Origin of the sequence: Flagellimonas oceanensis, from assembly GCF_003992595.1 — a bacterium.
Taxonomy (GTDB): Bacteria; Bacteroidota; Bacteroidia; order Flavobacteriales; family Flavobacteriaceae; genus Flagellimonas; species Flagellimonas oceanensis.
In genome coordinates this window covers 299,005-300,014 of the sequence record NZ_RZNA01000047.1, presented here as the reverse complement: position 1 = coordinate 300,014, position 1,010 = coordinate 299,005, and the positions used below count along the sequence as shown (strand labels likewise).

The 1,010-nt window shown below is 55.3% G+C and carries 1 protein-coding gene; it reads right to left on the bottom strand.

Annotation, left to right across the window (positions count from 1 at the left end; all coding sequences use genetic code 11):
* Positions 1-1,010 (bottom strand): hypothetical protein (locus EO132_RS14440; protein ID WP_164732354.1); only part of this gene is annotated, 1,010 nt, incomplete at both ends.

Here is a 1,010-nt window from a genome sequence, read left to right as displayed (position 1 = left end):
GCTGTAGGATCGCCGGTAAGGCTCAGCTCGTCGCCGCTCAGGCTCAGGTCCTGGCTGTCGGTGCCCAAAAGGCCGCTCAGGTCCACAGAGTTCCCTCCCGTGGCAGGGTTGCTCAGGGTCAGCACGTTGCTCCCGTCAAGGCTCAGGTCGGACAGCTCGTTGGTGTCGTCCTTGTCTCCATCGGCATAGTCCACCGTATAGTTCCCGCTACCGTCGTCGGTAACGGTGATGTCGTTCGCCCCGGTAACCGTCTCCGTGTAAGCCCCAAGGTCGATCGGCATAGCTGTAGGATCGCCGGTAAGGCTCAGCTCGTCGCCGCTCAGGCTCAGGTCCTGGCTGTCGGTGTTAATACTTGCTAAAGGAATATCAAAGTTTGTTCCTGACTCCGTAATCCGAAGATCAGTACCATTTATTCCAAAAAAAGTTATGAGCTCATTGCTATCACTTGCATCTCCTGGTGTTGCACTACCACCAACAATACTCCAAGAAAAACCATCATATATATATAACTGGCCTGCATTGGTATCAACATAAGTCACACCTGAATTATTATTGGCTGGTGCACTTGAAGGTGCACCACTACCGCGTAGGGTAAGCTCGTTGGTGTCGTCCTTGTCTCCATCGGCATAGTCCACCGTATAGTTCCCGCTACCGTCGTCGGTAACGGTGATGTCGTTCGCCCCGGTAACCGTCTCCGTGTAAGCCCCAAGGTCGATCGGCGTAGCTGTAGGATCGCCGGTAAGGCTCAGCTCGTCGCCGCTCAGGCTCAGGTCCTGGCTGTCGGTGTTCGCCGGAACATCGATCGTATAGGGGTCCGCGCTGGTACCGCTGCCATTCACAGTCGTGTTCGAACCGTCGTTGATAACGGTTTCCGAACCGTCCGCAGTAGGGAGCGTAACAGGGGTCGCGTCCCCAGTAAGGCTCAACGTGTTGCCGCTTATCGTTAGGTCCTGATTATCCGTATTGTCAAGGTAACCGCTAAGGTCGATCGGCGTAGCTGTAGGATCGCC